At 29.2% G+C, this 3,171-nt stretch carries 4 protein-coding genes; all 4 read right to left on the reverse strand.

Features of this window, described 5'->3' with window-relative positions; all coding sequences use genetic code 11:
• Window positions 1–93: 93 nt before the first annotated feature.
• A complete protein-coding gene (locus ACOSP6_RS00400; RefSeq protein ID WP_422092670.1) occupies window positions 94–567 on the reverse strand; it encodes a VOC family protein in 474 nt (157 codons plus the stop codon).
• Between the two features lie 115 nt (window positions 568–682).
• Window positions 683–1,894 carry a hypothetical protein gene (locus ACOSP6_RS00405; protein WP_422092669.1) on the reverse strand — a complete coding sequence of 404 codons (1,212 nt, stop codon included), beginning with the start codon at window positions 1,892–1,894 and terminating at the stop codon, window positions 683–685.
• Window positions 1,895–2,072: 178 nt separating this feature from the next.
• Window positions 2,073–2,570, reverse strand: coding sequence for a hypothetical protein (locus ACOSP6_RS00410; protein WP_422092671.1), 498 nt, complete (start codon window positions 2,568–2,570; stop codon window positions 2,073–2,075).
• Between the two features lie 161 nt (window positions 2,571–2,731).
• A complete protein-coding gene (locus ACOSP6_RS00415) occupies window positions 2,732–3,097 on the reverse strand; it encodes a hypothetical protein (protein WP_422092335.1) in 366 nt (121 codons plus the stop codon).
• Window positions 3,098–3,171 lie beyond the last annotated feature (74 nt).

Consider the following 3,171-nt stretch of genomic DNA (forward strand, 5'->3'; position numbering starts at 1 on the left):
TCGTTTTCCGATGTTTCGGAAAGATAATTAATAAGATTGAATTTCCGTTGAGGAAATTCAGCCGCAATTAATTATACACGGTGTTAGGTGCAGTTATTTTTTGAATTCAGGGTTGTAAATTATTCCGATAATATTTCCAAAAGGGTCTTTTACTGTAGCAGTGATTATTTCTCCACCGACATTATAAGGTTTTTCATTTTCGATTGCTCCTAATTCAATCAGTTTTTTGTAAGCTTCACTAATGTCATTCACTCCCCAATATGTAATAACATTTTCAGTTTTATTTTCAATAGGTTCTTTTTCAGGCTGAAGTCCGAGTTCAAATCCACCAATATTAAATCCGACATAAAAAGGTTGGTCAAAGTAAGGTTCAATTCCAAATGCTTTAGAATACCATTTTTTTGCATTTGTTATGTCTCCGACTTTGTAGATTGTAGTTCTTAATCCAAGAAATTGTGTTTTTTCCATTTCCTTTTTTTTATTTTTCGATTTAGAAGAGATTTGAGAGAATCCAAATTGAGTAAATAATAATAGAATTCCGATTATAGTTATAGTTCTTGTTTTCATTGCACCTAACGTATTTGTGTATGATTTTTTACGGGAAAAGGACGCAAGTTCTTTTCCGTTGTTGCGGAAAGATAATTAATAAGATTGAATTTCCGCCGAGGAAATTCAGCCGCAATTAATTATACATGTTGTTAGGGGACGTTTTGATATCTGGTAATATTATACTTAATGTCGAATACTTCTTGAGTTGCTTAATTTTATTTGTAACCTCAATCAGTTGTTCTACAACCATAACATTTACTTTTAATTGTTTTTTGTCTTTCGCAAAAGATCTATAATTAAAATCATTATCATTTTGATTTTCTAGGATAATTTTTGCTTTGTTAACCAATATAATTTCCTCTTTTAAAACTTGAAATAATTCTTTTATTTCATTTGAATTGGTATCGAAGAATTGAATTTGTTTAAAAATATCTTTTGGTAGCGCATATTTCCAATTATACAACGTTCTAAGATCATAATTATATCGGTATTCAGAATTGCCTTTTAAATTATGAATTATAACTTTTTGAATTATAATTGTATCAAGTGATAATTTTTTGTCTTTCGAAAACGCTTCCTTAATTTTCTGTACTTGTATTTTTGAGTTATAAGATTTTTGCTGTTTAAGAGTTTTTAGTGCGGTATAATTAAAAGTAATGTTATACTCTTTTTTAGATTTGGAAATTATTTCTTCAATGTATTTAAAATACTTTTTGTGTTGTGCGAAATAGATGTGGTTAAGTATATTGTGATCAGTTGTGGTTGTTTTGTATAAACAGAGAGTAGTAAACAAAGAAATAATAAAAGAAATTAAAATCCAATTTCCAGTTTTGTATATAAGTCTTACATGAAACCAATTTTGACCAAAAATAACAATTGGACTAAGTATAAATAATAATTTATATTCATTAAAAAGGTTTACAGGGAAATCATAGCTGTTAACTTCGGCAATACTCAAGTAAATAAAAAGATTACAAAGTTGAGCAGAGAGAAATAAAATAAGCCAAAAAAACAATTGAGAATTAACTCTTGTTTGTTGTTTGTAAAGTTTTTGTTTTCTATTCTTATTTAATGGGTTACCCATCCAAATCCAGATTGTAATAGATAGTCCTAAAACTGTTGAAAGGGAAACGAAAAAATAATTAAAAAAGATTAACTCATTTGTTTCAAAAATCAAAATGTCTTGAAATCTACTTGAAAAATAACGAATTAATTCTCTGGTTCTATTAAAAGTTAAAGCAATTATAACAGCTGAAAAAAAACCTGAAATTATTCCAAACCAGAATCTTTTTTTACCAATAGCCTCAATCGAAATTTTTTCTTTTTTAAAATTAATATTTCTCATTCATTTTCTTAATCTAGCAGTTTAAAGGAAATGTACCCTAACGTATTTGTGTATGATTTTTTGCGGGAAAAGGACGTGAGTACTTTTCCGGTGTTGTGGAAAGATAATTAATAAGATTGAATTTCCGATGAGGAAATTAAGCCGCAATTAATTATACACGGTGTTGTAGGTAGTTTTTTTAGAATTTTGATTCAATGTATTTTTTGATCTTTCCTTTTTTCTGATTCTTTATAAGTTTTTTTATATCCGAATTCTTTCCGAGTTCTGATTCGTTTCTGTTATAGAATTCAATTACATTTTCAGCTCCAGCAATTGCACATTCGACTTTATTTTTAGAGTAGTCATTTTGCAAACTAAACTTAGTCCAACCACTTAAGAAAGACATCAAACAGTCAGCGCAATCTAGGGGAACAATTCCAGGGACTAACTCTATTGTCACATTCGGGCTTCCACTCATCCACTTCATCAAAAAAGCATTAATCTTTTTTCGTTTACCTGGATTTTCAGTAATCGGAGTTTTAAGCAACCATTCAGTTGAACTTAGAACTAACTGTTCAGTTTTTTTGTAATCTTCAGGAGTTTCAAGTTTTAAATCACTTGGTATTTCAACATCTTGAGCTATTACAAGGTTCACATTTGCTAATAGTAAGAAAATAAGCGTTTTAATTTTATTCATAGTATTTTGTTTTTAATTACCTACAACGTATTTGTGTATGATTTTTTGCGGGAAAAGGACGCGAGTCGTTTTCCGATGTTTCGGAAAGATAATTAATAAGATTGAATTTCCGGTGAGGAAATTCAGCCGCAATTAATTATACACTTTGTTGTACGTAGATTTTAATTCAGTCGTTTTATTTTTATCAACGAGTCTATTTCTTTATTATATTTTTTTCGCCAATTTATTCCGTTTTTTTTCTCTAAATATTCCTCCATCACGGCATTGTAAAAGTCAATTCCGTTTAATTCAGATTGGGTTACTATACAACCAAAATTCACATTTTTAAATCCGTATTTTTCAGAAATCATATTTAGCTCTGTGTGCGAAAAGATTGGAAATCCAACAGTTACTATTTTTGGATTGTGGTTCATAATATCCAGTTTTGCAGTCAAAAAATTATATTTATTAACAATACCAAAACTCCACAGCGAAATTCCGAATACTAGAATTCCAATTCCGATTATTATTTTCTTCTTGCGTTTCATAAGTCAATTTACGTACAACGTATTTGTGTATGATTTTTTGCGGGAAAGGACGCGAGTCATTTTCCGATGTTGCG

The organism is Tenacibaculum sp. MEBiC06402 (assembly GCF_049239625.1).
Taxonomy (GTDB): Bacteria; Bacteroidota; Bacteroidia; order Flavobacteriales; family Flavobacteriaceae; genus Polaribacter.

Excerpts from the sequence above, each read along its gene's own strand:
- ACOSP6_RS00405 (WP_422092669.1), bottom strand. The coding sequence starts at position 1,894 with ATGAGAAATATTAATTTTAAAAAAGAAAAAATTTCGATTGAGGCTATT.
- ACOSP6_RS00400 (WP_422092670.1), bottom strand. The coding sequence starts at position 567 with ATGAAAACAAGAACTATAACTATAATCGGAATTCTATTATTATTTACT.
- ACOSP6_RS00410 (WP_422092671.1), bottom strand. The coding sequence starts at position 2,570 with ATGAATAAAATTAAAACGCTTATTTTCTTACTATTAGCAAATGTGAAC.
- ACOSP6_RS00415 (WP_422092335.1), bottom strand. The coding sequence starts at position 3,097 with ATGAAACGCAAGAAGAAAATAATAATCGGAATTGGAATTCTAGTATTC.